Source organism: Bacillus sp. SSR7 (assembly GCF_055902415.1).
Genome location: NZ_JBVVXV010000013.1, coordinates 104,994 through 130,781, shown reverse-complemented (window position 1 = coordinate 130,781; position 25,788 = coordinate 104,994). Strand labels below are relative to the sequence as shown.

The following is a 25,788-nucleotide window of genomic DNA, read 5'->3' as shown; positions in this document are numbered from 1 at the left end:
TTAACACTCTAGTAATAAAAGAATAATAGCTAATTGTTCGTAAAGAACCGATCAAAAATTTGATAAATAGCAGAAAGACCAATGAGCCAATAAATAGTGTCCACAAGCGCCGGCATAGAACCAAACCATTTCTCAACTACATTGTAATCTAACGCTACAAATAACCAATTCAAACCGCCAAGAATCACCAAAATTACTGTAAGGTAAGACAAAAATTTCATGATGATTGCCCCCTAGGTGATAAGATGGTGAAAGGCCTTTCACTAGAAATATATGTAGTGAACCTCAAAACTTGCCTATTTTATAAAAATTATTTTCGGTACCAGTCATTAATAACTGCTGCCGTTTCTTGACTATGTATTTGATACGCATGCGTACTATTATGAGAACCAATAAACCAAATTGAAAAACCTTTAAAATACGGTTTCGGTTCTAATACATCACGGTAAGCGCGCCATCCGTTTAATTGTATGTCTTTTGAAAATACATTAGAAACATCTGGATTCCACGGATTTTGCAAGCCCAATTCACGCGCTGGAACGTTAAATCCACCAAAGTAAACTGGCTTTCCTGTTGCTTTATGTAATTGTTCTAGTTGTTGAACGACATTTTGTCCACGATTATATACTGTAGTCGCAAATAAATTTTGTCTTACCTCTTCATACGATGGATTTCTTTTCCCTGAAACTTCAAACCAACTATCGATACTAACAATATCCACCTTTTTTAAATACGGACGATTGATTTTCTCTACAAACTTCGCTTCATAAGAAGGATCCCAGCTTGCTGTTAACCACCAATTCATTTGATACAAAACATTTCCTTTATACTGCTGGCGAACAAAATCAATCGTATCGCTCCAGTATCCTTCTGCATATTCCATATTTACAAAATTAGAAGCAATCTTAAGCCCATACACATTGTATTTACTTGTAATCGAGTTAAAGATGTCTTGCAAAATAACCGTTTTCCAATTCCAGAAGAAATCATTAATATTACTCGGATTCCATTCCGTTTCCCCAATATTTCCTTGCTGAATATATGGGAACGGTTCCACAATAACTTGAATATTACGCTTTGATAATTCTCGAATTAAAAGAATAGCCTGTTGCTTTTGCGCTTGATTAATTACCATGTTCGTAGAAGTCACGTTCGGAATATCTACTTGAATTGGTACATTTACTGTATTTAAATTTAAACGCTCTACATCAGCTAACACTTTTGCCACATTTCCAACTTCCCATACCGTTACATTTCCTGATTTGATTTTCCCAGATTGAACAGTATTTACATCGGCCTGTACATTTCCTTGAAAACAAAAAGAAAACAGCATAATAAACACTCCTAAAAAACTTATTAAACTCTTATTTTTCTTCACAACTTCCCCCCTATAATTTTTGGCATTCTTGCTTATTCTATACAATGTTTCACATATATTCCACAAGAATATTTAATGAAATTTCAACAATAAAAATGCTATTCACCCTTTATCCATATCTTATTCAGACTAACCTCCTAAAAATAGTAAGGTAAATAAAAAAGGAGCGTATTTCCGCTCCTTTTTTATCTTTTTACAATTGAAGTTATTTAATTTTTTCTCATACCCTAACCGAATCTACTTTTTCGTATAATTAAATCTTTATCTATATTCGCTTTTTGTTTGTATTACTTTTACATTTACTTCATTATTCGAGACATAATTATTGCAGTTATCAAGATAATAATAGCGGTTATCAAGCCAGATTCTCCAATCCAAATCTCAGTTTGATATCCTGTACTTGCACGTGCGAAAGGTCCTTGAATGATGGCATTCCAAGTAGTATGGATGATAACCGAAGGCCAAACGCTACCTGTGATAAGTCGTAAATAAGCCGTAATATAACTGAATGGCACAATACAAAAATAGATGCCAAGTACTGAAAAAACGACAGATGGTCCCTCTACATATAAACCAGCCATAACAATTGGAACATGCCACGTTGCCCAAATCAATCCACTAATAAGGATAGGCCGTGAAAACTCTGCATCAACGAGCCTTGTGAGCATATAACCTCGCCAACCCATTTCTTCTCCCAAAACTGGGATTAAGTTAAGCAAACTTCCGAAAATACCGCTCAATACTACTAGATAAATGAAACTGAATGGTGCCGTTACATACTGAAGCCCAAGTAAATTGTAGATCGGTTCTAACATACCACCTTCGGGATGCTGAAACCCTGCAATTCCGCTCAACCAGGCGATAGAATAAGTAATTCCACAAATAATCATAGGTATTAGCAGAGCAAGACCAATCCCCTTCCATATCTTTAAGTTACCGAGACTAAAAGATACATCTTTAAATCCTTCTTTCAGTATTATGCGAGTCAAAATAGAAGAAAATGCTGGAGTAAACATATATACCACAATAAGCGGCATACTTTTCGTAATTATTACTACTACATTTAGAATAATAGAAGTAATGATTAAGATACTCAAAAAGAGTTGAAGTCCTATTTTAGCACGTTGGATTTTATCTTTATTATGGAACGATTTTGCGTGTAATATCATTGTAATCCGCCCTTTCCCTTTCATTCACTTGTTTATCGAATGTACTTTTTTTCATTTCAAAAGACACAACTTAGAATAAAAATATTTTGGTATACAGATCATTCATCGTTAAAATCCCTCCCAAACTTATAATCTAGTCTTACTTGCGACTCATCAATGGAATTATTATTTATAAGTTGTCATAGCCGGTAGTACAAAAGTGTAATGATTATTCTATGACTTGTGTCAATTAACCTTATGACAATATGTAACTAGAAAATATGATATGAGCTAGCTAACAATTGAATTAAGGCAATTGATTCGTGCAAGTACATGAATCAATCTTGCTTTTACAAATAATTCAATTGAGGTGGAGAAAATGAATAAGAAAAGAATCATTGCAATGGTTAGTACAGCTTTATTAGTCACAGGATGTGTGGAAGTAGGAAACGCTCAAACAGTAGCAGTCGAAAATTCAGGTCAATCAATCCAAAAAAATATAGTTAAATCAATACAATCACAGGCTTACCCGTTAAAAACGATAGACCCATCAAAATCATTTGAGGATTTAAAACCACTTAAGAAAATGATTGGGAACGCACAATATGTAGGATTAGGAGAGAATACTCATGGAAGCTCTGAAATTTTCACTATGAAGTTTCGCCTTGTGAAATATTTGGTTACTGAGATGGGTTTTACAAATTTCACAATGGAAGAAGATTGGGGAAATGGCTTAAAGCTAAATGAATATATCCAAACAGGAAAAGGAAACCCTAGGGATTTTTTAAACTTGTTATATCCTACTGATGAAATTTTAGCCATGATTGAGTGGATGAAAGATTATAATGCTAATCCATCCAATACAAAAAAGATCCAATTTATCGGGCTCGACTTAAAGGAGTTGGACCAAGGTTGTTTTAATAAAGTAATTGATTATGTAAAACTGCATCGACCAGATTTGTTGGCAGAAGTAGAAGAAAATTATAAAGAATTGTCGGCTTTTCATGGAAGTACAAAGGAATATATGGACCTTGCTCCTGAAATAAAAGAAAAGTTCAAAGCAAACGCTGAGAGAGTAGCTCGATTACTAAAAGATGAGAATGGGCAAGCCAACACAGAAATAGTTTCATCCGAGTACATCTGGGCGAAAGCAACGGCAATTGCAATAGAGAAATTTACCACAATGCTAATTCCTAACGACTATCCAAGTATGTTAAAGCTGCATGAGCAATACTTGACCGATCATGCAATGTGGGCACAAGAGACATTAGGTGGTAAAACGATGGTATGGGGACACAATATTCATATAGCTAAAGGAATTATCGATGAGGAATTATACCCTTATGTTGCGGGGCAATTTTTGAAGGAACGTTTAGACAATAATTATGTGACAATTGGTAGTACAACTACGGAGGGAAATTTCACCTTATACAATGACACCGGAGATAAGATTATAACGAATCCGATTCCACAAGATATAAATAGTTTCAATTATACCCTAGGAAAAGTACCATATAAAATGTTTTTATTGGATAACCGTCACCTTAAAGGACCAGCAGATAAATGGGTTAAAGCAAAACGACCATTACTAAGTATAGGGGCACGACTCTTACCGAACGACTCGGCATACTTTAATAAGTCATTGCTTGAGCAATTTGATATTATTTTTCACATTCGAAAAACAAGTCCATCTCATATTAAATAAAAGTATAAAACAATCCCGTTCTTGCAGATGTAAGAACGGGATTGTTTTATGGGGATTCATATAAGCACCTTTTTTAACTAGAAGTAGGTTACTCTCCCCTTTTTTGCATCATTTAAAAATGTCATATGACATTTTTACACTAGTGAGAATGACAAAAAAGCAGTACAATTCGGTTATTACATAGATAGGAGCGAGAACTTTATGAAATCAAGATTCATCCAGAATGGTTATTTTTTATTGCTAACTTTCGTTACAGGATTGTTTTATTTTTGTTTTTATCTAATAGCTCTGCTATTTAGCTTCACCCTTTCATTTACGGTAGTTGGGATTCCACTAGTTATACGCGTACTACAGACTACCACACCCTTTGTCCAATTCGAGCGCATACAGACGAAAATTTATACAGATATTTCAACAGACTCTTACGATAGAAGTATAACAATGGATACATCGAACTGGGTTCAAGTGAAATTAGTGCTTACAGATCGTCACACTTGGTCTGCTGTCTTTTGGTTAATGCAGAAATTAGTGATTGGCATTTTCAGTCTCATTAGTGCAATCATTTTTTATGTAATGCCACTTATGTTGCTGTTGGCACCACTACTGTATCAATACATCGAAATGAATATTATATTCATACAAATAGATACTTTTGCTAAGTCACTCTTTGTAATGTTTATGGGTATAGTATTTACCGCCATAAGTATTAAAATAGTAGATTGTTTAACAAAGAGAATTGGAGGCTATACACGTAGCATGATTCGGCAACTAAATCAGTAGAAATTTGCAGTCTGTGTGTAGTATCACAGTTTTAAAATAAAAAGTATAATGAGGAAGGATTAAATTATAATATAGGAAGTAAAAAGGTAGGCTATTTAGGGGGGTAAATAACTTGTTTGATATGGTTAAATATTGGTTTTGGTATGATTGGATTATGTTAGGTATCCGTCTACTTGCTAGTGTGTCTATCATTCTAGCTACATTAAATTTTCAGGATGGTTTAACATTACCACTTTGGATTATTATTCTTTGGGAAATTATTGCCTTCTCTGTTCCATGGGTAGCCTTACTATTCAATTATAAATATTATTTATTCATAGAAATATTACTTTATGGTGGACTATGTATATATTTAACCTCTTTATTTCCAGAGGCTTACAATATTTTTCTTATATCAGTGTTTCTTATTGCAGCAAATAGTAAGCATTTGTCCTATTATTGGACAGCTCCAACAACAGTTTTTATAACAACTGGAATTTTTTATGCGGTTGCGCCAAGTAATAGCTATTGGGTTATGGTCATCTATTATGGATTCGCTTATGTAATGGGATTCGCTTTTCATTTATTAATCGTCAATCATAAGCAAAATGAAGCGATTCGTAAACAAAACGCGGTACTTGAGCAATATATGTCTCAGATTGAACGTATTACACTCGCAGAAGAACGGAACAGACTGTCGGGTGAGCTTCATGATACAGTTGGTCACGCTTATACTTCTATTATTATGGGGATGGAAACGTTGCGTACCGAACTTGCTACTGAAATGGGTATACAGAGGCTAGATTCTCTGCTTGAAATGGGACGTAAAAGCATCGAGGACGTGAGAGGTTACCTACATCAAATGGATTCTCCGTGTCAATCGTCTTCCTTGATTCAATCTCTACAAAATCTTGGAGCCGAATTTCAGGAGCACGCTCAGGTAAATGTAAGTTTTAGGACATTCGGAGAGGAATATGAATTGTCTCAGCAAGCGAAAATCGCGTTCATTCGCTGCTTACAAGAGTCACTTACGAATGCAGTACGCCATGGTCAGGGGACTGAAATTACAGTTTCATTGCAGTTTGAACAACAATATACGAGATTAGAAGTTCGAGATAATGGAAAAGGAAATGTAGACTGGCAGGAAGGCTTCGGTATGAATGCGATGAAAGAACGAGCAATGAATTTGCAAGGTCAATTGTCTGTATATACAAATCCAGATGAAGGAATGCTTGTTACATGTACCATACCGCGACAAACTGAAATAAAAGATGGACTTATTCGTTTGTTAATTGTAGATGATCAGCCATTTGTTCGAGAAAGTTTGAGGACACTACTTGATAGATATGAAGATTTAAATGTAGTCGGTTTGGCCGAGGATGGCAATCAAGCCATCGATTTGTGCGGGCGCCTTCAACCCCATGTTATACTTATGGATTTAGATATGCAGCACATGGATGGAGTCGAAGCAACCAAAAAGATTAAGCAACAATGGCCACATATCCGCATATTGATTTTTACAACTTTTCAGGATACCGAACAGGCGTTGGAATCGCTTCGCAACGGTGCGGATGGTTTTTTACTCAAATCTATTGAAACGTTGGAGCTAGCTAATACGATCCGACTTATTCACAAAGGTGGGACACTAATTGATCAGGGAATGTCTCACAAAATATTTGAGAAGTTTAATGAGCCAAAAAAGACACCACAATCAAAAGCAACCGCTTATGAGCTAACAGCTAGAGAGATAGAAATATTGCAACTAGTAGCAAAGGGACTTCGATACACTACCATAGCATCAAGGTTATATTTATCAAATGGTACGGTCAGAAATTATGCTTCCACAGCTTATACAAAGCTAGGAGTCCGTAACAAAGAAGAAGCTGTTCAAAAGGCTCTAGAAATTGGAATTATTGAATAACAAAATGTTTTGCGGTGTATAAAAATGAGCAACAAAGAAAAAGAATGCTTTGTGTGGTTTCTTTTGTAACAGAGTAAATAAAGCTCCTTATCGTATAAGTAAATGTTAAAACACTTACTGTTTTGGAATAATAAAATCATTGAATCTTATCCTCTAAAATACAAAAGCCTACTATCAATTTATCTGATAGTAGGCTTTTGTATTTTAGGACTGGGTTATGTTCTAATTTAACATTTTTCATCAGTGGAAATATTATCACTTCGGCTCTAAATTTAACACCTTCCCCTCTATCCCCTCCGTATTCAATGAAGTCGTATGATACGTTCCATTTACCCAATCATCTATTTGATCATGATACCAATCACTTCTAAAATGTCCTGATTGTCCTGGCCCTACGATATGATAACCGTTTGACATATCTTTCGTATCAATGACGAATCGCCAAGAAGCTCCGTGATTGACGATACCATTATCGCCGTAGCTCGCTGCTTGAACGGTAACTTGACTTCCACCAATTGGAACTGGTTTTTCGCGATTAAATGCAAGTAATGCTAACATACTAGATGATTTGGAGATTGGATGTGTAAAAGCAAGTTGATGGTAATCGCCCCACTTCCACTCCGCAACATTCGGTCCATACTCCTTCTGTAATTTCTTCATTACATTCTCGTACGATGTATGCACAACTTTTGTGAAGCCTCCGTACTTCATAAACCAAGCGCTATGTTCTCCTGCTACTTCTTTTCGAATTAATTCATCAACAACTTGTGCCTTTCCTTCAAATAACTCCATCACATCTTTCGGTATTTCTTTTGAAAATAACGTATTTAAAATCTCTTTCATTAATAGATGGAATATTAACGGTGCCGATTCATCTTTACTATCGTAAAAATTCCACTTCGTTAATTGTTTTACGCCCTCTTTCTCTACTTCATTTAAAGATGCTTTATTTAACTCTTTTAACAATATAGGAGCAAACTCTTTCCCATATAAATTTTTTTGATCCATCTGTAACTCTTCTAAATCTTTCACCGTATACTTTTCCTTCTCTTGTAAAAACTCTTGAATACGTATTTGCCTATATGGCTGTGCCCACGTATTACTAATATGGTACGGATAATGATCATCAACAATTTTATTATTCGCAGTGGAAATAAACCCTTGTTTTGGATTGATTACTTTTGGAAGTTGATCATATGGGATATACCCTTCCCATTCATATTCATCTGTCCATCCTGGCACTGGTAGACTACCATCACCTTTTTTACGCACTGGTATATTTCCATTTGCTTTATAAGCAATTGTGCCATCATTTGATGCAAATACAAAGTTTTGAGTTGGTGTATGAAAATCTTGAAGAGCCGTTTCAAACTCATTCCAGTCTTTCGCCTGATTCATATTTAATACAGCCTTTAATTCAGCCGAAGGCTCTAAAGCAGTCCACTTTAAAGCAAATACTGTTTTCGTTTTCTCTTTCCCTTTATCCGCAAACTCCGAAATGACTGGGCCATGCCTCGTAACTGTAACGTTATACGGAATTGTTTTCCCGCCTTTTACTTTAATAGATTCATCAACAACGGTAGCTTTTTCCCACTTATCGTTATACAAAAATTCATTTTCATTATTAGGATTTCGCTTCTCAATATATAAATCTTGCACATCAGGACCGGTATTCGTAACACCCCATGCTATTTTGTCATTGTGCCCTAATATAACACCTGGCACGCCAGCGAAAATAACACCACTCACAATCAAATCTTTCATTTCAAGTTTTGATTGATACCAAATAGAAGGCGTGGCAAGAGATAAATGAGGATCATCCGCTAAAATTGGCTTACCAGACGCACTCTTCTCACCGCTTATGACCCAGTTATTACTACCATTAAACTCTGACGGAATGATCGTTTTTGCAAAACTTTGTGCTACGTCTACATTTGTATTTTTCAGTTCAGCTAGCAATCTAGGCGCATCTTTCGGATATGTAGGAAATAACTCATTTACTTGCTCTTTCGGCAAATTTTTCAGCGCCCAATATCGAAATGCCTGTCCGTGCCAATGTCCCCCTAAATCAAACGCCATATACTTTCCAATCGTTAACGTATCCACAATGGACCATTCAGCAGGTTCATAGCCTAATATAGTAAACTCAACTGGCAATTTCTTTTCCACTTTTGCCTCGCGTATAAAGGTATTCACCCCATCAGCAAATGACTGCAGAGCATCTTTCGCTTCTCCATCATATTGACTAACAGATGCTTCGGCTGCTCGCCGTAAACCGAGCGTTCGAAACAACTTATCTCGATCAATAGCTGCTTCCCCTACAACTTCACTTAACATCCCAGAAGCTTGCCTTCTACTTAAATCCATTTGAAATAACCGATCTTGTGCTTGTACATACCCTTGCGAAAAATATAAATCATGTGCATTTTCCGCTTTAATATGCGGTACACCTTTACTATCTCTTTTCACCGTAACAGCACGTTGTAAATCCTCTAGCTTTATCGTTCCATCTATCTTTGGCACAGATCTAAGCGTATATATGTTCAAAAAAATCGCTGTACAAATCATTAACAAAAGAACAATACTACTCGACCAAATAAAAATTCTCTTACCACGAGTTCGTTTCTTTTTTATAACAACTTCCATATAACCCCCTCCTACCTCAAACTATTCGCTTCTATTTTGAAAGAACCTTTTTGAATAGGAAAAATCCTTCTTTTCTCATGTTATGGATCATGTAAACAGACTTCTCCTTCCTTTCTTCCACTGAAATCTCCCCGTCCTTTCTTACACCAATTCCTCAAAATCCCCTTTACATAAGCGAGCGTTCTCTTATTATGTTCAAACGCAATTTTAAGCGCCTCTAATACTCTCTCTCCTGAAACTTTTCGTATCCACTCTTTCAATTCCTTCACGATATATGGGGATAGACTACTTATATGTTGCTCGTAAAACTTATAAACTTCACTATGTGGAGTGTCCTCTTCCTCTGGCATACCAAAATACTGCAATAACAATGGAATCTTCCATTCTTCTTCCAGACATGTACGTAAAAACATATGTATAAATTCTTTATTTTTTACAGTCTTTAACTCACGTAACACACATTTTTCTACATTCGTATTTAAAATAGGATTATAGTGTAGCCAATTTATTATATATAACTCTTTCGTTTCCGCATCGTATAAAATCTTTCCGTATTCAACAAACCTATTTAATAACTTCTCAACAGTCTCCATATTGTAGCCTGTTTCAAGTTCTGCCACACGCTTCGGTAATACGTAAATTCCACATTGCTTCGTTTTCGTACCAGTTAACAAATATATGTAAAAATAACGCTCCTCTGGCGTTAAATCTAATATGAATTCATCTTGCCAAAAGTTCACTTGCACATTACGGTACACCGCCATATGTTTACCTCCCCCTTGTTTTCATAAAAAGGCAGATTTCAATCCTTCAATATACATATAGGAGTGAGGGCTTGGTTTTTGCAGTTGAATTCCAAATTTTTTTAACTACTACAACGACGGTTTTATTTTTTCGCGCTTTTTTGCTCTTGTAGTTGTTTTTGTTTTGTTTTTTCTTAGTGATTTATTACTTGGTAGGTGCTTATAAGGGGCTTGGAAGGGGCTTAATAAGGGCTTATATAAAAAGGAGCTGTTCCAAATTCTCATTTTGGATAGCTCCTTTATCATTCTTTCTATTTTTGACTTGCATCTAACATCTTCACTAAAAAGGCAGCTGCTTCACCACGAGTTGCTGTCCCTTTAGGATTAAACTCATTATTTCCAACACCAGTAACTACTTTTAAGCTATATAATCGTTGAATAGGCTGTTTATATGTGATCAAATGTTTATCCCTAAATGGCAATGCAACTAATTCACCTGTAACACGGTTATACTGTAATGCGTTGTCAATCATGATCGATGCTTCTTCACGTGTGATAGATGCGTTAGGATCAAAAATCCCGCCGCCACGACCGTTAATAATTCCTGCACTTGCACTACGTTTCATACCGCTATGAAGGGATGGATGCGCTTTGTCAATATCTACAAATGACTTGTTTCCTTCTGGTAGCTTGAGAGCATTTGAGATTAATGTCGCAAACTCAGCTCTCGTAACATTACGATAAGGCGCAAATACACCATTTCCTTCACCGTTCATAATTCCTAGGCTGTTCAGCTTACGAATGTTTCCTTCAAACCATCCACCTGTAATATCATCTTTTGGTTTTTGTACTTCTTTATGTGGCACATTATAGTTTATCTTAATCCAACTTGGGTTATAGAAAATCCACTCATCGTTACCTACTTTATACCAACCATTTTTAACTGCTAACACTTTGTAACGATCCCCGTTTGAAGCTTTACGAACGATATGATGTTCAAGTCCCGAACCACTACGTACGTTTATACCATCACCATTTACTACAAGCTCCATATTAGGTTCAGCTGGATTATATTCATTGGAATCAAATAGCTCATTTCTTTCTTGTAAAGGCGAATCAATTTGTGCGTTAACATTTGCATACCATTGAATACCTTGTACGAATCCAATCCAATTCCCACGAGAAATTAAAATATCAGGACAGTTTTTCCCACTCCATTGTTGATGCCTATAAATGTGGTCCGCACTAATACCTTCTTTGTTCATTAAATAACCTGCAAGTCTCTTTGCATTCTCTAACGCTTTATTGTAATCTCCATCTTGGTTAACTGAAATTTCGATACCGATAGACTCTCTATTTCCTGAGCCATCGCCATCTCCTGCATGCCAACCGTTTTCATTTGTTGGTAAGTGCTGATAAACTTGTTTATCGTCTACAGTAAAATGCCAAGAAGCTGTTCGGAACGTATCTTCCGTTGCTTGTTTATACAAATATTTCGCATGATTTTCAGCATTTGCACCACGAGCTGTGTTTGCAGTCTCGTGAATTGTAATGTAGCGTGCTTTCATCGGATTTGCAGGGCGAATATCAGGATTTCCAGCTGGAACAATCCACTCTACAAACGGGACACCTGCAAGTGTTCCATATTTCTTTGTAGTCATCGATGCACTATACTGAATAGCTCTTCGTTTTTCAACCGGCTTCATTTCACGAGTAGAGCCATCATTTCGTCCGTCTACATGTTCAAATGCCTTTTCAATGTTTGAGATAGCTTCATCTTCTGCTACTTGACCTTTTTTCGCTTCTTTCATTTTCTGTAACTCTTCTGTTTCATCATGTTTATGTTTATATTCTTCTAGAAGAATTTCCTCGTTCTCTGATACTTCTGCTTCATTAATTTGCATGTGATCTGGAGTTTCTAGATTGAAATTAGAATAACGTAATACGTTCGTTCTACGCTCCCCTTGTGCAATACTAAGTTGGTCAGTATGAGATTTATTTATCTCTTCTGCTGATATTGATAAAGGTGCACTCCCTAAAATTACTAGACTTGTTGATAGTGCGATTACTCGTTTTTTAATATTCATTGCTGTAATCGATACCTACACTGTTCGTGTAAATATCTCAACCTCCCTTTATTTTCTCATTCGTGAAAGACTATGAATCTACTATGTATAAAAATATGGTTATTCCGCCTTTTTATAAACACTGCATTTTATCCCCAGCAGGCGAATGATAGTTTCTAGAAAACCCCTTAACAGACATTATTTAATAACCAATTGCAATCGCCGTCAAAAGCACTTATCGCCTTACACCCTACTACTTTTCAAAAAATAAATAATTATAAAGTTACATAATTTTTAACTCTATCGGTAGTGCAACAGGTGCAATTCTTTCAACAAATACGTATGCAAAATATGGTTGGGATGGAGTATGCATATTAGGTGTATCTGTTAGTGCTTTCGCTCTTCTATTTTGGTTAATAACCTTACGTCGATCATAACAGCCGAAAGAAGAATAATTCATTTTTGTTTCATACGTGTTTTTCTACAAAACTATAGAATAGCATTTATTTTTAACACAAATCAACGGCATTTTCATATGAAAAATGCCGTTGATTCATCATTTCATGATAAGAAATCCTATACTAGCGAAATACATCTATTACAAATTCCCTTTAACGTTTTCGACAACCTCGTTTATCGTATTTCGATCAAACTTATCACTAATTTCGTATGGCTCACGATCTCCTACTAATTGTACGCCTACGATATCATTACGGTCCTTACCATATTGTACTTCAATAATCGATCCACGCTCTATTCGCTTCCAAACAAGACCTGCTTCATCCTTGTTATCTAAAACGATACAGTCCTCAATATTTTCATCAATCCCAATTAACTTATTATCATCCATATATCCAACCTCGTATTGTTGACGTTCTTTCGCTTTTCCGCTTACTACTATACCTTTGTTTCCATACGAGTAATCCGTATAGTCCTTTTTCTCTGATTGTATCGCTTTCGGTTCTTTTGCTTCAGTTTTTTCAGTATTTCCACACCCCACAATCATACTAATTGGCATAACTACAGTTAATACTACTCTAGTAAATTTCTTTATCATTTATAACCAACCTCACATGTTTCACTTTACATTTATCCTCTTACCAAATAATAACATAATAATACCGAGAAAGAGCCAAAGATACAGTGAAACTTTAATCAGTAGTTTTTCATCCTAAAAATCTAGACTTTCAAAATCACTATCTGCACTATCGATAAATTATAGAAAGTAGACATCCTACTCACATAAGATTTAAAATTAGAAAGTATGGAAAACATGATAAAAAATATAGGCTAGTTGTTCGCAATTAAAATGGTTTTTACATGAAGAAAGGAAGTACACAGCTTTGGATTTTAAAACAGTTATGCACGAGCTTGAAGCCCTAGGCAAGGAACGAACGAAAAAAATATACATATCTAACGGTGCGCACGAGCCAGTTTTCGGCGTAGCTACAGGTGCTATGAAACCAATCGCAAAAAAAATAAAAATAAACCAAGAGTTAGCAGAAGAACTTTATGCCACAGGCAACTACGACGCTATGTATTTTGCAGGCATTATTGCGGACCCGAAAGCTATGAGTGAGTCTGATTTTGATCGATGGATAGACGGAGCGTATTTTTATATGTTGTCTGATTATGTGGTCGCAGTCACTTTATCAGAATCAAATATTGCACAAGATGTTGCTGATAAATGGATTGCAAGTGGGGACGAGCTACAAATGTCTGCAGGCTGGAGTTGCTACTGCTGGCTTTTAGGAAATCGCAAAGACGATGAGTTTTCTGAAAGCAAAATTTCCGATATGCTTGAAATGGTGAAAAAGACAATCCATGATTCGCCAGAACGAACTAAATCCGCTATGAATAATTTTCTAAACACGGTAGCAATTTCATATGTGCCACTACACGAAAAGGCAGTCGAGATTGCAAAAGAAGTTGGTATAGTTGAAGTAAAACGTGATAATAAAAAAAGCAGTTTGCTAAATGCTGCAGAAAGTATTCAGAAAGAACTTGATAGAGGAAGACTTGGTTTCAAGCGTAAATATGTAAGGTGTTAGATGATTAAAAGGGTGTCAATCTAAGTAAGATTGACACCTTTTTTGATGAGAAAAATGAATGAATTCCCCCTGCACACCTTATCCGTTAAACATTTCTTCATTTAATTTATAAACCCTATCTCTTTTCTCATCACTTTTGACAAAAATAAGCTTTCCTTCTTTCACAAATCCTTCTAATAGTAAGCATACTTCTCCATATGCTTTCGGCTTATTCGTTGTGAATCTTTCATCTGATATTTTTCCAGCTCGTATTAATTGTTCACACAGCTCAAGTGCACTTATTTCTTCAGAATCCATTAATTCCAATATATCTCTTTGCAATGGTGATAAAGGTACTGGTATTTCAGCTACCTCCACCTTTTCTTTCTCGTTTTCTTCTTCAAATAAATCTTCAAATGAAATTTGATTCATTACTTCTTTTCCTTTCTAACAATTGATTTGTATAAAGCGTAGTTATTGTTATGTAGTACGTACCTTAATACATACATGTCAAACTCATGTACATCGTTTCATATAGTATATTTCGATTATACCAAATATACGTTCTGTTTTCTATCGTAGAATGGAAAACAGAACATTTTACTGTATGTACCATTATTAAATAACGCTGAATATTCATTATCCAAATATTACATTTTTGGTTATATTATCAAAATTCCATCCACATTACGGAAATAAATGACAAATAATTATAACTTACATGTTACAATTACGATGCATGCATTTAGTTGTATTAAATGCATGCATCGTAATGAGTATATTTAATAAAGTTAAATGAAACTGGGGAGGCTTGCGCAAATGGGCAAGAAAACAAGCAAAGCTAAAAAATTTTTCGGATTCGTAATCACCGCAGCACTAGCAACTACAACGATGGTAGGCACAGCTAATGCACAAACAACTACGAATAGCTATAAGATAGCTGCCAATGAGAACATTGTATTTACAGATGTACCGAAAGACCACTGGTCAAAAGATGCTATTGATTACTTAGCGGCAGCAGGGATTTATAAGGGATATGGAAATGGCAAATTTGGTTTTGGGGACAACATCACTAGAGGACAGGTAGCTTCTTTAGTCAATCGACATTTAGGTTTAAAAGTAGACGATAAACAAGGAAATATGTTTAGTGATATTGCAAATCATATGTTTGAAAAAGATATTAAAGCCATTGCGCAAGCTGGAATTATGACAGGTGATGGAACAGGTACATTTCGTCCAGATGATGTATTAACACGATATGAGATGGCAGTAATATTACAAAAAGCATTTCATTTAGAATCAAAAGAACAAGGGAAATTTAAAGACGTACCAAAAGGTCATTGGGCTTATGAAGCTGTAAATACACTGCGTAGTAACCGTATAGCACAAGGTGACGAAGCAGGTAATTTTAACGGAAATACATTTGTGAAGCGTGAGCAATATGCACAATTTTTCTATAATGCAATAGCAAAAAACAGAGATTATAATTTCAACATCAATTCAAAAGAAGAACTGAAACAAATGTTAACAACAGCTTTAGAGAATGGGACGTTTGGTCCATTTAAATTAAATTCATTGGGTAAAGATCTATCTGATGTAAAAAAAGAATATGGAGTGCCTGATGTTTTGAAAAAAGCACCATGTACAGAATGTGATGCACCTAATATAGCAGTATACGGCGATTATAATATTGATATGTACCCTTGGGACGCTAGATATATATGGGTGAAAATGGATATTTCTATCAATGAATTAAAAGAGTGGTTTGGTGAGCCCGATTTAATCGGAGAGGATATGACTAGCGAAGGCTTTATATATAATCGAGGAAGCTATTCTCTTTATTTCAGCTTCTCTGATGGTTATATTCAACGCGCTGAAATATCTAAACGTGAAGATCGTTAATAAGTTACAAACAATAAAAAAAATCCTTCAAGAACATGCCTTTTCTTGAGGGATTTTATTTGTCTCTATCTATTTAACATAATACAAAGCTATAACACTCCTACTGATTAAACTTTATTCTTCTTGGTGCTCCGCTTCCCAGTCACTTAAATACGTTGCATATTCTAATTCATCTGAATCATCATATAACATAGAAATAAACTCTAATTTATTTCCATCACAATCTAAAAAATATACGCTTGCAGCTGGCATCCATCTTTGGACAATTGGCTCTTCATTTCCTTTCCCCTGACTCCCTACTACCTCTATTCCACGTTTCTCTAACCACAATTTAGAAGTCTTTAAAAACGCTAAATCTACACGAAAGGCGAAGTGTTTCGTCTCAAAATCTTCATTACTATGTACTTCCCATAATCCAAGCATTTGTTCTTTATTTTCTCCTACCCATAAGAAAGCAACCCGCCTTTTCGATAGTTTTTTTGCCAATATTAAACCTAACTTATTTTGATAGAAATCTATCGCCTTTTCTAAATTTCTTACATGTAAATGCGTTTCATATATGCTTTGTATCATTATAACTCCTCTCCCCTACATTCCAATTTTTTAAAAACATTTTGTTTTTATCATACAAATAAATACATTTGAAATCATCCTACTTTTGTATAATTCCCCCCTTACTACAAAGGTATATATCTAGCATTATCATTTATATCCCAACACCAAATTTCAATCAAAAACACATTTACCTTCTAGCAAATACATTCTTAAATTTTTATAATGTAATAAGAGTGACATCTTAACAATAGAGGAGGAACCATTCTGGATAAAACCAAAGTTATGGCTTATTTTAGTATAACGGGTGATATATTCCCTGTTGAAGCAATTACCGACGCCCTAAATATCGAACCTACAAGAACTTATAAAAAAGGTGATATTGTCGCAAGACGTGATAATCCGAATCTTGTATCCACCAAAACCCTATATAGAAAAGAAACTAATTGGGCTTTAAGCACTGGCTATCAAGAATCATACGATATAAATAATCAGTTGTATGTTATTCTAAAATCACTTGAAGAGAAAACAGAACCATTAAAACAGCTTAAGAAAAAATATGATTTAGAATTTCTATTTATGGTAGTCATTCAAATTGAGAATAACGAATCACCCGCAATGTATTTACAAAAAGATATACTTGATTTCGCTAGTTCGATTCAAGCAGAAATTCATTTTGATCTAAATATTTATTAAAAACAAAAATGCTATTGATATTGGAATCAATAGCGTTTTTTTATATGACTAGATGTGTGAATTATTTTGTGAGAACAAAACAGATTCATTTTTATGTAACCTTTTTCACTTTGATTTCCCTGTCTATCTTCACTTCATAAAAGGTTGGCTCTTCCATACGACGAGATGGTGTCCATACGTGATAAACAGTCTGTATTTCACGCTTTCTTCAACGAAAACAGAATATAGATTTTTTCAATTTCATGCGATTCTTCTAAAATCCATGAGGTTTGAGCTAAAAGCTTCTGTAATCCTTCCAATCCAAGATATCTAATTTGCACGCCAATAAACTCTGTAAACCCAAGGTATCCTGGATTAACATATGCTCGGTCGAAAATTAACGAACCCGTCACCCTGGCATCCGCTGGGGAATTTTCAAAGAAACGGTCTAAAGTCTCAATAATATCCGAATCCGAACCATACTCAAAAAGCCCCCCCTCCGATGAACAGAGCTGAATCCAACCTGAATGATCCAAGCTCATTTTTAATAATGACTCCGATTGGCTCCAGTTATAATGTATTGTGTTAAGTATTATATCAAGGCCATAAAAGCGTTCTCCCGGTTGCTTCAAAGCATCGATGCACCGCTTGGCGAAATTAGGGCCGTACGTATCAATATCTAAAATGTTAATTTCAATCTTTCGTCCCTTAAGTAATTCTGGGTCCGATTCCTGAATTAAAATCAAAGTATTGATACTGTCTGCAGCAGCTCCACCAGCAATATTAAAAAAACAAAGGCCACGTTCAGGAAACGCCCTAAGCTGAGGCAACAAAAGTTCCGACTGCTGTCTGCAAAGATCCCTCAGCCTAATCCGAAGTCCCATAAAAGAGGTTTGCTTTACCGCCCACTTGTCCCGGAAGCCTAATTTTATCCCCTTACTTAAATCAGGTCCAAGTTTGTACAGTAACGTACGCATACCACTAAGATAAGAATCATCAACATTCGACATTTTCACAAAAATGTTCTGGATAAAACCCGGCATCTTTTTTAATGATTCAATACTCCGCGCTGATTTAAGGCAATTCAAATGATACGCCTGTTCATCAATACTTGCATTGAACAGCGGGTGCGTAATATCCAAAATCGGTAATTTCATTTCATTCTCAAAAACTGCATAGAGAATTCGCTCATTTTGATTCGCTTCCATTTTTGAACTCCACCTCGTTTGCACACTGAATTTTGAACTAACAAAAATCCAAAGCTAGTGTAACTGCTCTTCCAGGAAGATTTAACGTTACGATTACGCATTTTCTATACAAAAAAATATAACTATTTATAGTATGTTTTATGATATTGTTATTTTTTCCAAATCACAAAATTGATGGCATACGGATTAACCAGCACTCGGCGTATTTACCTATTTCCCTTTTCACAATTTTAGCTTCTTATAGTTTTAGCTCTATAATCCATGCCCGAACAACTAACTTCATCCTCTCTAGAAAATATCCATTCATTCTATTCAATTCCTAATCTACCTATTCCTTCATTACTCAGTAACAAAACAAGCCACCCAATTCAAATGAGTTGGGTGGCTCTATACTATAAAGAGAATTTACTATTTGTATTACTTCAATTTCCCCTCAAAGACAATCTTTCTACCGCACGGTTCCACTACTGTTTTGCCGTCTTTCTTCACTTCATGAAAGATTGGCTCTTCCATGCGGCGAGATGGTGTGTATCCTTCTTGTTCCATACGTGCTAAGCAGTCTGTAATTGTTTCGTTTTCGAGTACTTCAAATTTCTTTTTATTAGGTTGTTTTGTCATGCCCTAACCTACTTTCTATTTTTCTTGATGCGAATTGATTCTTCATGTAGATCATATATACCATTGCGAGAGTTCCTATTATAATCATAACCGCAATGAAAAAGCTTGTATACTGTATTTTTTCTATAAATACGCCTCCTAATACAGGTCCCAGTATACTCCCTAAACTAAAGGCGATTCCAGATAATATATTACCTGCTGGCAATAAGTGTCTCGGTAATAAATCAGTCATAAATCCAAGCCCTAAAGAGAAGCACGATCCAATGACCATACCAGCTAACAACATGCAAGCAAAGACGATCCAGTAATATTGATCAAATACGGCTGCAAGTAAGAAAATACCCGTACTTATGCTGAACGTCCACGTTAAAATACGGTCCCTTCCGTATTTGTCACTTAATATACCGAGCGGAATTTGTGTAATAATGCCCCCAACTGCAAATGCTGGTAATAAAAAGGATACTTCTGAAACGGACCATCCTTTTCGAAGCGCGTATACTGGTAAGTTACTGTTTAACATTGCTTCCAGTACGCCATATGCAAGTGGTCCCAGCAGTGCAATCCATCCTAATCCAACAACTTGTTTATAACGAGAAAATGATGATTCATGCTTCACTTCTCTTTCATCTTGCGCCGGGAATGCATTTTTTGTTGGTAATAGTAACAGCCAACCTATTAAACAAAGTATAGTAGATATAATAAACGGCGTTGCAAGACCATACTGCACAGTGCTTGCTAAATACGGGCCAACGGCAAAACCAATCCCGAAGAATACACCGTATATCGATACTTGTCTACCTATTTTGCTTGGATCGGACGTTGTCGTGATCCACGTTTGCGTTCCGACATGAAGCATATGATCTCCAACTCCGACTAGAAATCTAAGAATAAACCATACCCAAAATGAAAAAGTTTGTGTAAAGAAGAATAATGAAATAATAACGAGAAACCCACCAATCACGATAATTGGCTTCATTCCAAACTTTTGCATCGGTTTTTCAAGAAACGGTGAAATAACTAATATCCCAATGTATAATGCTGTCGCATGAATACCATTAATACTTGAACTAACCCCTTCTTGTTCAAAAATCATTGCAATGGCCGGTAAAAGCATCCCTTGTGACAAACCCGAGATTGCTACAATCCCAACCATAATCCAAAATGTAAAACGCATTGACATTCCCTTTCCCTCTCCTTCTCACGCTGTCCACTTTTCATTATAAACTGTTTCTTTAAATGCGTGTACGAATATTCAAAATAAAAAAGAAGCGAAAAGAATGATTCTTTTCGCTTCTTATCCTTCCCAAACTTGTGCTTTCACGTTATTATGAAATTGCTTAAAATACGGATTTTTATAAAATGCAGTTCCATATACAAATTGCTGTACGTTAGTAATTGGTGGCTGCGTATGTTGCATTTGTAAAGGAACTACAGCTGGTGAAACTTGCATATACAGCGGGTTTATCATCATTTTTGTATATGGGTAATGACCATATGGCGAATGCGCGATGAAGAACGGATACTGCATTGATAATCTCTCCTTTTACCTACAATGTTATAGTATATGCAACACTGTTCATTTCGGGGGTTATTTCTGTTCTAACCAATTCTCTACATGCTTTATAAATACATCTAAACAATCAATAAACGGTGAATGACCGCAATCTTCTAATAATTGCAATTCAGCATTCGGCAAATGTTTTGCCAATTCCTCACCGACTACTTGCGGTACGACATAATCTCTGTCACCTTGTATGACAAGTGTTGGAGCTTTAATATGATGAATTTGCTTATTTCCCTCTACAACCCCGTTATGTTCATCCGAAATATTAAATGTAATGAGCGCATAATTCACATCTACGAAATTACGTTGCGTTAACATATCGTCTAAATACTTTTCATAACGATCTGGTTCAGGCTGATTATGTGTATATATTAATAGATTCCATACTGTTCGGTAATATAATTTATTCATATTTTTTATCGCATCTAGCACTGGAGCAATTTGTACAGGATCTTGTGCAACCTCTTCCTTCGTCTTTACTGAACTTGATACGATTGGCTGCCCGTTTATATCTTTTTTAAAAATTGGATATCCCTTCATGCCCACCGATTCTACTAAAATTAACTTTTCGACAAACGTTGGATGATTCGCTGTAAATTGCATCGCAACACCACCGCCCATTGACCAGCCCATTAATGAAAATTTCTCTAGTTTCAATTGATCAATAAATAGTTTTACATCTTCTGCAAAATCTTGTATTGAATCTATCGCTTTATTATATGTTGATTGACCAAATCCTCTTAAATCAAGAGCGTAAATATGGTATTGATCTTGCAGCTTTTCAATGACTAAATCCCAATGTTGTGACGATGTCATGTTCCCGTGAATGAGTACAAGAATTTCTGTATTTTGCCTTCCAACTTCCTGATACGCAATCGTTTCTCCGTTCGATAGTGAAACAAACTCCATTGTTGCAGGCTTAATCATCACAAGTTCCCCCATTCTTTTTAATAGAAAGAAAATTCTTTACTTACTTAAAGAATAACATGCAGAATGTATGTTCTCAACAAAAAAGCGATACGAAATTTTTACATAAATCAACATGTCTATTACTAGACAATTATAATAAAAAAGTATATAGTTAGCTAGGTAACTAATTTGAAAGGATCAATATACATGGACGAAAAACAACATTTTTTTCACATTGTCAGCCAGACTTCTCGCAAGTTTACGAAGAAATTTAATGAACGCGTATCTCCCACTGGGTTATTTAGTGCGCAATGGGCTGTAATTTTCCGTATTAATCAAACTGGTTCTTGTACGCAAACAGAATTATGTCAGTATTTAAATGTTGAATCACCAACGATGACTCGTACGTTAACACGTATGGAAACGATGGGATGGATTATTCGTACTGAAGGAAAAGATCGCCGTGAGAAGCTCATTTCTTTATCAGAAACAGCGATAAAAATGATTCCGGTATGGCAAGAAGAAGTTGATACTTTCGAAGAAAAGACGCTAGAAGGTATTAATGAAGATGATTTACATCAAGCATTTCAAGTGTTACAACAAATTATTAAAAACTTAGATTAAATTGGAGGGATGACGATGCAAAGTGAAAAACTTTGGACGAAGGATTTCCTCGGAACTTGTTTTAGTAGTCTATTTCTCTTCTTAACATTTTATATGCTTATGACTACTTTACCCGTCTATGTAATAGACGGCCTAAAAGGAAAACCTGAGGAAATTGGTTTAGTTGCAACTGTTTTTCTTATTTCATCTGTTTTATGTAGACCATTTACAGGAAAATGGCTTGATGAATTAGGGAGAAAGAAAATTTTATTTATTTCACTTTCATTATTTTTAGCTGCTACCGTGATGTATTTCGGTGCGCAAAGCTTATTTTTATTACTTGCCCTTCGCTTCTTACATGGTATTGGGTTCGGTATGGCAACAACTGCAACTGGTACGATTGTCACAGATGTTGCACCAGCTCATAGACGAGGCGAAGCACTTGCCTATTTCGGCGTATTTATGAGTCTGCCAATGGTAATTGGTCCTTTTTTAGGTTTAACAATTATTTCTCATTTTTCATTCACTGTACTATTTATCGTTTGTTCCGTATTTTCATTGCTTGCATTTTTATTAGGACTACTTGTAAATATTCCGCATGAAGTACCAGTGAGCAAACAAAAACGAGAAAAAATGAAATGGAAAGACTTACTTGAACCTGCTTCTATTCCGATTGCTCTGACAGGATTTGTTTTAGCCTTTTCTTATAGTGGTATTTTATCCTTTATTCCTATTTATGCGAAAGAGCTCGGTTTAGGAGAAGTTGCTAGTTACTTCTTTGTTTTATACGCACTTGTTGTTGTCATTTCTCGTCCATTTACAGGAAAGATTTTTGATCGCTTCGGTGAAAATGTACTTGTTTACCCAGCTATCATTATTTTCACAATTGGGATGTTCATTTTAAGCCAAGCGCAAACTTCATTTTGGTTCCTTGGCGCAGGTATGTTAATCGGTTTAGGTTATGGAACATTAATTCCAAGTTTCCAAACGATTGCGATTTCTGCCGCAGCAAACCATCGACGTGGTTCTGCGACAGCTACGTACTTCTCATTCTTTGATAGTGGTCTCGGTTTTGGATCATTCATTTTAGGTATCGTCGCAGCGCAATCAAGCTATCATAATATGTATTTCATCGCAACTATTATCGTTGCGTTCACTTTACTTCTTTATTATGGATTACACGGACGAAAACAAAAATTCAAGAAACAACATACAGACGGAAAAGTTTCCGCTTAACATGAATAAGGAAAGTAAACTTCCCCGTTTACTTTCCTTATTTTGTATTTCTTTCAATTGAAGCGTATACTTATAATAGAAAAAACAAGGAGGGACCGATATGAAACTTAAAAAATCTCCCCTACTCTTACTCATAATCACATTCATATTTGTAATTACAGGGCTCGGTTTTACATACTTCAAACATAATAAAACAATCCCATCGAAAAATAACGTGACGAAAAAAAATTGGCTAGATGATCCGTACTTACGCTGGTCATATACACATATGAAAGAATTCACTTTAATTAACGAGGTGAAAAATAACCCGGATCACGTTTTTCACTTCTCTACCGCATTGCAAAACTTAGACGATTTTGCTGTGGAGCGTAGATTTGGAAATACAACTCCTCTAAAAAAACTTTTAGACGATAACAAAACGGATGCTTTCGTCGTTGTACATAATGGACAACTTGTATATGAACGATATTTCAATGGATATAACGAGAGCGAACCTCATGGCATGGCGTCATTAGCAAAGGTCTTTACCGGAGCAATGATACAATCTCTCGCTGAAGAAAACCGTATTGACTTAGAAAAAACAGCTGACACATATATAAAAGAATTAAAAAATACACCTTTCGGTAATGCCTCGCTTCAGCAATTAATGGACATGCAAGTATCTGCAGAGTACCCGACTCACGGCTATGAACACCCAGCGTTAGAAAATCAAGATGCACAACTATATTTAGCGAGCAATATTTTACCTCGAGGTAAAAATTACGACGGCCCGATGAAAATTTATGATATGTTACGAGAAGCAGAAGAAACTGCACCGCCTGGTTCCGATTTTTCTTACGATAACGGATCAGCAGAAACACTCGCTTGGATTATTCGAACGATCACTGGGAAATCATTAGCTGAAAATGTTAGCGAGCGCATATGGTCTCAAATTGGTATGGAAGAAAACGCGTATTACGTAACAGATGAAACAAAAGTTGAACAAGCTAGCGCTGGTTTAAATGCAACTGCTAGAGATATGGCGAGATTCGGGCAATTACTATTAAACAACGGGGAATATAATGGAAAACAAATTCTCCCTTCTTCTATTACTGAAGATATAAAAAATGTTCAAGAAGGTGAACTTGCAGTTGGCCCTGGAGCTTCCATTTCTTATCATAATCAATGGTGGATTCCGCACAATGAACAAGGTGCTTTCGAAGTGTTAGGTAGTTACGGACAAACACTTTACATCGATCCGAAAGCGAATATGGTAATTGTCCACTTCTCTTCTAACGCTACGCCAAGTAATGACATACATTCAACATACTCAAATATGTATGTTGATATTGCCCATCATTTAGAGAAGCTTCCACAGTAGTGGAAGCTTTTTCTTGTTGAGGATAAAAATACTACCGCTACTTCAAAGGTTTGAGTATCCAAAATTGTAATTAAGCCTGAATTGACTAAAACCGACAGCAATTAGAGAATGCTCATCCCTAACTTGCTGTCGGCTTTCATTTTAAAATTTAATTAAAAAATTTTTTCTTATTATTTTTAATGTAGTGTACGACTATTACAAAGTAAATAACAGCTATAAGATTAATTATGCTTAATGTTAGACCTGATAAATTGGACCAAGGCAGTACAAAAAGCCAAAATACTACTAAAATTGAACTCACTACATATAACCATTTGAATTGATCTGTCATTTTTAATTCCCCCATTTTTCCTTCTTTAATGATTTTGTCTTTCAAGAAATCATCTCCTTTAATTAATTCGTCAATGCTAATATTGAATAAATCACTTAATGCAATAAGTGTTTCAATATTTGGATAGCCTTTTTCAAGCTCCCATTTAGAAATTGATTGTCTGCTAATGTTTAATTTAAGAGCTAGTTCTTCTTGTGATAAGTTATGCTTTAAACGTTCTTCTTTTAGCTTTTTATAGAACTCCATAATTTCAACTCCTATAACTTTATTTTTACTATAGATTATAAAAATCCGTAAGAATCGAGAAGTAGCATGATGTAACTTAAGAGTAGCAATGTTTGAAACAGATAGTTGCACTATACTTCAACACACAATGAAATAACGGTTAAACAAATAAAAACAACCGGAATAAATATCTGAATTTTCTATATATT

The 25,788-nt window shown here is 35.5% G+C and carries 24 protein-coding genes and 1 pseudogene; 10 read left to right on the top strand and 15 right to left on the bottom strand.

What is annotated here, in order from left to right; translation table 11 throughout:
- Positions 1 to 29: 29 nt before the first annotated feature.
- From AC0NJG_RS20925 to AC0NJG_RS20915, 3 genes are all read right to left on the bottom strand, one after another.
- Positions 30 to 221, bottom strand: a complete 192-nt coding sequence (locus AC0NJG_RS20925) for a DUF378 domain-containing protein (protein ID WP_062822221.1) — start codon at positions 219 to 221, stop codon at positions 30 to 32.
- 89 nt (positions 222 to 310) lie between these two features.
- Entirely contained in the window at positions 311 to 1,378 is a 1,068-nt protein-coding gene (locus AC0NJG_RS20920; protein ID WP_431084725.1) for a glycoside hydrolase family 113, read from the bottom strand.
- A 299-nt stretch (positions 1,379 to 1,677) separates the two neighbouring features.
- Entirely contained in the window at positions 1,678 to 2,547 is an 870-nt protein-coding gene (locus AC0NJG_RS20915) for a CPBP family intramembrane glutamic endopeptidase (RefSeq protein WP_139866113.1), read from the bottom strand.
- Positions 2,548 to 2,905: 358 nt separating this feature from the next.
- On the opposite strand from AC0NJG_RS20915, the gene AC0NJG_RS20910 reads away from it, so the two are divergent.
- The 3 genes from AC0NJG_RS20910 (at position 2,906) to AC0NJG_RS20900 (ending at position 6,911) form a co-directional block, all read left to right on the top strand.
- Complete coding sequence (locus AC0NJG_RS20910) at positions 2,906 to 4,231, top strand: erythromycin esterase family protein (RefSeq protein WP_242293967.1); 1,326 nt, start codon at positions 2,906 to 2,908, stop codon at positions 4,229 to 4,231.
- Between the two features lie 201 nt (positions 4,232 to 4,432).
- Positions 4,433 to 5,011: a sensor domain-containing protein gene (locus AC0NJG_RS20905; protein WP_474063364.1), complete on the top strand. Its 579-nt coding sequence runs from the start codon at positions 4,433 to 4,435 to the stop codon at positions 5,009 to 5,011.
- 112 nt (positions 5,012 to 5,123) lie between these two features.
- Positions 5,124 to 6,911 (top strand): helix-turn-helix transcriptional regulator, encoded by a 1,788-nt coding sequence (locus AC0NJG_RS20900; protein WP_087954914.1) that lies wholly within the window; start codon positions 5,124 to 5,126, stop codon positions 6,909 to 6,911.
- Positions 6,912 to 7,166: 255 nt separating this feature from the next.
- Here the strand turns inward: AC0NJG_RS20900 and AC0NJG_RS20895 are convergent, their stop codons facing one another.
- The 3 genes from AC0NJG_RS20895 to AC0NJG_RS20885 form a co-directional block, all read right to left on the bottom strand.
- Complete coding sequence (locus AC0NJG_RS20895) at positions 7,167 to 9,557, bottom strand: penicillin acylase family protein (RefSeq protein ID WP_474063363.1); 2,391 nt, start codon at positions 9,555 to 9,557, stop codon at positions 7,167 to 7,169.
- 80 nt (positions 9,558 to 9,637) lie between these two features.
- The gene (locus AC0NJG_RS20890) at positions 9,638 to 10,321 is read right to left on the bottom strand and encodes a DnaD domain-containing protein (protein ID WP_474063362.1); all 684 of its coding nucleotides are present in this window, start codon (positions 10,319 to 10,321) and stop codon (positions 9,638 to 9,640) included.
- A 290-nt stretch (positions 10,322 to 10,611) separates the two neighbouring features.
- Positions 10,612 to 12,387, bottom strand: a complete 1,776-nt coding sequence (locus tag AC0NJG_RS20885; RefSeq protein WP_474063361.1) for an S-layer homology domain-containing protein — start codon at positions 12,385 to 12,387, stop codon at positions 10,612 to 10,614.
- A gap of 260 nt (positions 12,388 to 12,647) precedes the next feature.
- Between AC0NJG_RS20885 and AC0NJG_RS20880 the strand changes: the two are divergent.
- Positions 12,648 to 12,803, top strand: a pseudogene (locus AC0NJG_RS20880) (MFS transporter); the annotation flags it as partial.
- A 161-nt stretch (positions 12,804 to 12,964) separates the two neighbouring features.
- Here the strand turns inward: AC0NJG_RS20880 and AC0NJG_RS20875 are convergent.
- Positions 12,965 to 13,423, bottom strand: coding sequence for a hypothetical protein (locus AC0NJG_RS20875; protein WP_143881320.1), 459 nt, complete (start codon positions 13,421 to 13,423; stop codon positions 12,965 to 12,967).
- Positions 13,424 to 13,709: 286 nt separating this feature from the next.
- Between AC0NJG_RS20875 and AC0NJG_RS20870 the strand changes: the two genes are divergently transcribed.
- Positions 13,710 to 14,417: a DNA alkylation repair protein gene (locus AC0NJG_RS20870; RefSeq protein WP_143881321.1), complete on the top strand. Its 708-nt coding sequence runs from the start codon at positions 13,710 to 13,712 to the stop codon at positions 14,415 to 14,417.
- 78 nt (positions 14,418 to 14,495) lie between these two features.
- Here AC0NJG_RS20870 and AC0NJG_RS20865 read toward each other — a convergent pair whose 3' ends face one another.
- Positions 14,496 to 14,828: a DUF3895 domain-containing protein gene (locus AC0NJG_RS20865; protein WP_001071915.1), complete on the bottom strand. Its 333-nt coding sequence runs from the start codon at positions 14,826 to 14,828 to the stop codon at positions 14,496 to 14,498.
- A 387-nt stretch (positions 14,829 to 15,215) separates the two neighbouring features.
- Here AC0NJG_RS20865 and AC0NJG_RS20860 point away from each other — a divergent pair, with 387 nt between their 5' ends.
- A complete protein-coding gene (locus AC0NJG_RS20860; protein WP_087954907.1) occupies positions 15,216 to 16,298 on the top strand; it encodes an S-layer homology domain-containing protein in 1,083 nt (360 codons plus the stop codon).
- 114 nt (positions 16,299 to 16,412) lie between these two features.
- On the opposite strand, the gene AC0NJG_RS20855 is transcribed toward AC0NJG_RS20860, so the two are convergent.
- Positions 16,413 to 16,871 (bottom strand): VOC family protein, encoded by a 459-nt coding sequence (locus AC0NJG_RS20855; RefSeq protein WP_087954906.1) that lies wholly within the window; start codon positions 16,869 to 16,871, stop codon positions 16,413 to 16,415.
- A 264-nt stretch (positions 16,872 to 17,135) separates the two neighbouring features.
- Between AC0NJG_RS20855 and AC0NJG_RS20850 the strand changes: the two genes are divergently transcribed.
- Entirely contained in the window at positions 17,136 to 17,546 is a 411-nt protein-coding gene (locus tag AC0NJG_RS20850; RefSeq protein WP_087954905.1) for a DUF4279 domain-containing protein, read from the top strand.
- A gap of 197 nt (positions 17,547 to 17,743) precedes the next feature.
- Here AC0NJG_RS20850 and AC0NJG_RS20845 read toward each other — a convergent pair whose 3' ends face one another.
- From AC0NJG_RS20845 to phaZ, 5 genes are all read right to left on the bottom strand, one after another.
- Complete coding sequence (locus AC0NJG_RS20845) at positions 17,744 to 18,733, bottom strand: hypothetical protein (protein ID WP_308901238.1); 990 nt, start codon at positions 18,731 to 18,733, stop codon at positions 17,744 to 17,746.
- Positions 18,734 to 19,150: 417 nt separating this feature from the next.
- A complete protein-coding gene (locus AC0NJG_RS20840; protein ID WP_087954903.1) occupies positions 19,151 to 19,351 on the bottom strand; it encodes an NETI motif-containing protein in 201 nt (66 codons plus the stop codon).
- The gene (locus tag AC0NJG_RS20835; protein WP_088327739.1) at positions 19,335 to 20,531 is read right to left on the bottom strand and encodes an MFS transporter; all 1,197 of its coding nucleotides are present in this window, start codon (positions 20,529 to 20,531) and stop codon (positions 19,335 to 19,337) included. Before AC0NJG_RS20835 ends, AC0NJG_RS20840 begins: the two co-directional genes overlap by 17 nt.
- Positions 20,532 to 20,645: 114 nt before the next feature.
- On the bottom strand, positions 20,646 to 20,879 hold the full coding sequence (locus AC0NJG_RS20830; protein ID WP_087954901.1) for a hypothetical protein: 234 nt from the start codon (positions 20,877 to 20,879) through the stop codon (positions 20,646 to 20,648).
- Positions 20,880 to 20,939: 60 nt separating this feature from the next.
- On the bottom strand, positions 20,940 to 21,857 hold the full coding sequence (phaZ, locus tag AC0NJG_RS20825) for an intracellular short-chain-length polyhydroxyalkanoate depolymerase (RefSeq protein WP_474063360.1): 918 nt from the start codon (positions 21,855 to 21,857) through the stop codon (positions 20,940 to 20,942).
- Positions 21,858 to 22,031: 174 nt separating this feature from the next.
- Between phaZ and AC0NJG_RS20820 the strand changes: the two genes are divergently transcribed.
- The 3 genes from AC0NJG_RS20820 to AC0NJG_RS20810 all read left to right on the top strand — a co-directional run bounded on the left by AC0NJG_RS20820 (position 22,032) and on the right by AC0NJG_RS20810 (position 25,023).
- A complete protein-coding gene (locus AC0NJG_RS20820; protein WP_000343680.1) occupies positions 22,032 to 22,448 on the top strand; it encodes a MarR family winged helix-turn-helix transcriptional regulator in 417 nt (138 codons plus the stop codon).
- A 15-nt stretch (positions 22,449 to 22,463) separates the two neighbouring features.
- The gene (locus AC0NJG_RS20815; RefSeq protein ID WP_474063359.1) at positions 22,464 to 23,663 is read left to right on the top strand and encodes an MFS transporter; all 1,200 of its coding nucleotides are present in this window, start codon (positions 22,464 to 22,466) and stop codon (positions 23,661 to 23,663) included.
- A gap of 100 nt (positions 23,664 to 23,763) precedes the next feature.
- The gene (locus AC0NJG_RS20810; RefSeq protein ID WP_087996145.1) at positions 23,764 to 25,023 is read left to right on the top strand and encodes a serine hydrolase domain-containing protein; all 1,260 of its coding nucleotides are present in this window, start codon (positions 23,764 to 23,766) and stop codon (positions 25,021 to 25,023) included.
- A 148-nt stretch (positions 25,024 to 25,171) separates the two neighbouring features.
- On the opposite strand, the gene AC0NJG_RS20805 is transcribed toward AC0NJG_RS20810, so the two are convergent.
- A complete protein-coding gene (locus tag AC0NJG_RS20805) occupies positions 25,172 to 25,600 on the bottom strand; it encodes a helix-turn-helix domain-containing protein (protein WP_087954897.1) in 429 nt (142 codons plus the stop codon).
- Positions 25,601 to 25,788 lie beyond the last annotated feature (188 nt).

What these genes read in the sequence shown, in the direction of transcription:
- AC0NJG_RS20925 (WP_062822221.1), bottom strand. Translation starts at nt 221, where the DNA reads ATGAAATTTTTGTCTTACCTTACAGTAATTTTGGTGATTCTTGGCGGT.
- AC0NJG_RS20915 (WP_139866113.1), bottom strand. Translation starts at nt 2,547, where the DNA reads ATGATATTACACGCAAAATCGTTCCATAATAAAGATAAAATCCAACGT.
- AC0NJG_RS20910 (WP_242293967.1), top strand. Translation starts at nt 2,906, where the DNA reads ATGAATAAGAAAAGAATCATTGCAATGGTTAGTACAGCTTTATTAGTC.
- AC0NJG_RS20905 (WP_474063364.1), top strand. Translation starts at nt 4,433, where the DNA reads ATGAAATCAAGATTCATCCAGAATGGTTATTTTTTATTGCTAACTTTC.
- AC0NJG_RS20895 (WP_474063363.1), bottom strand. Translation starts at nt 9,557, where the DNA reads ATGGAAGTTGTTATAAAAAAGAAACGAACTCGTGGTAAGAGAATTTTT.
- AC0NJG_RS20890 (WP_474063362.1), bottom strand. Translation starts at nt 10,321, where the DNA reads ATGGCGGTGTACCGTAATGTGCAAGTGAACTTTTGGCAAGATGAATTC.
- AC0NJG_RS20885 (WP_474063361.1), bottom strand. Translation starts at nt 12,387, where the DNA reads ATGAATATTAAAAAACGAGTAATCGCACTATCAACAAGTCTAGTAATT.
- AC0NJG_RS20875 (WP_143881320.1), bottom strand. Translation starts at nt 13,423, where the DNA reads ATGATAAAGAAATTTACTAGAGTAGTATTAACTGTAGTTATGCCAATT.
- AC0NJG_RS20865 (WP_001071915.1), bottom strand. Translation starts at nt 14,828, where the DNA reads ATGAATCAAATTTCATTTGAAGATTTATTTGAAGAAGAAAACGAGAAA.
- AC0NJG_RS20860 (WP_087954907.1), top strand. Translation starts at nt 15,216, where the DNA reads ATGGGCAAGAAAACAAGCAAAGCTAAAAAATTTTTCGGATTCGTAATC.
- AC0NJG_RS20855 (WP_087954906.1), bottom strand. Translation starts at nt 16,871, where the DNA reads ATGATACAAAGCATATATGAAACGCATTTACATGTAAGAAATTTAGAA.
- AC0NJG_RS20850 (WP_087954905.1), top strand. Translation starts at nt 17,136, where the DNA reads ATGGCTTATTTTAGTATAACGGGTGATATATTCCCTGTTGAAGCAATT.
- AC0NJG_RS20845 (WP_308901238.1), bottom strand. Translation starts at nt 18,733, where the DNA reads ATGGAAGCGAATCAAAATGAGCGAATTCTCTATGCAGTTTTTGAGAAT.
- AC0NJG_RS20840 (WP_087954903.1), bottom strand. Translation starts at nt 19,351, where the DNA reads ATGACAAAACAACCTAATAAAAAGAAATTTGAAGTACTCGAAAACGAA.
- AC0NJG_RS20835 (WP_088327739.1), bottom strand. Translation starts at nt 20,531, where the DNA reads ATGTCAATGCGTTTTACATTTTGGATTATGGTTGGGATTGTAGCAATC.
- AC0NJG_RS20830 (WP_087954901.1), bottom strand. Translation starts at nt 20,879, where the DNA reads ATGCAGTATCCGTTCTTCATCGCGCATTCGCCATATGGTCATTACCCA.
- phaZ (WP_474063360.1), bottom strand. Translation starts at nt 21,857, where the DNA reads ATGGGGGAACTTGTGATGATTAAGCCTGCAACAATGGAGTTTGTTTCA.
- AC0NJG_RS20820 (WP_000343680.1), top strand. Translation starts at nt 22,032, where the DNA reads ATGGACGAAAAACAACATTTTTTTCACATTGTCAGCCAGACTTCTCGC.
- AC0NJG_RS20815 (WP_474063359.1), top strand. Translation starts at nt 22,464, where the DNA reads ATGCAAAGTGAAAAACTTTGGACGAAGGATTTCCTCGGAACTTGTTTT.
- AC0NJG_RS20810 (WP_087996145.1), top strand. Translation starts at nt 23,764, where the DNA reads ATGAAACTTAAAAAATCTCCCCTACTCTTACTCATAATCACATTCATA.
- AC0NJG_RS20805 (WP_087954897.1), bottom strand. Translation starts at nt 25,600, where the DNA reads ATGGAGTTCTATAAAAAGCTAAAAGAAGAACGTTTAAAGCATAACTTA.